The sequence below is a fragment of the Mesorhizobium sp. M2E.F.Ca.ET.209.01.1.1 genome (genome assembly GCF_004010375.2).
Taxonomy (GTDB): Bacteria; Pseudomonadota; Alphaproteobacteria; order Rhizobiales; family Rhizobiaceae; genus Mesorhizobium.
In genome coordinates this window covers 1-332 of sequence record NZ_SADP02000687.1, presented here as the reverse complement: position 1 = coordinate 332, position 332 = coordinate 1, and the positions used below count along the sequence as shown (strand labels likewise).

The 332-nt window shown below is 68.7% G+C and carries 1 protein-coding gene; it reads right to left on the bottom strand.

Annotated features, from left to right (window positions below):
• Positions 1-206, bottom strand: a 206-nt coding sequence (locus EN852_RS37445) for a hypothetical protein (protein ID WP_210238316.1), incomplete at its 3' end; no start/stop codon positions are given.
• Positions 207-332 lie beyond the last annotated feature (126 nt).

Here is a 332-nt window from a genome sequence, read left to right as displayed (position 1 = left end):
TTTTCAGCCTCGAATTCGTGGATCAGCTCGCTGACCACCTCCGCTTCGCGACCCATCGCCCAGAAGCGTACGGTGGTGGTGCCCGTCTCGGGACGGGCGCAGCCGGCCACCGCCAGCGCGGCCAGGGCAGGCAGCGCCCAGCGGCGCAGGCGGTCGGTCCAGTTCGGCATCAGGTTACTTGCCCTGGCCTGTGGTGCGGTTGGCATTGTTCTTCTGTTCCTGCGCGGCAGCCGCGCGTGATTCGGCGATACCCACCGCGCGTGCTGCCGCGGCCTTCTCATCCTTCTGCAGTTCCAGGGGCTGGAACGACCCTTCCGGCGCCAGCCAGCCGC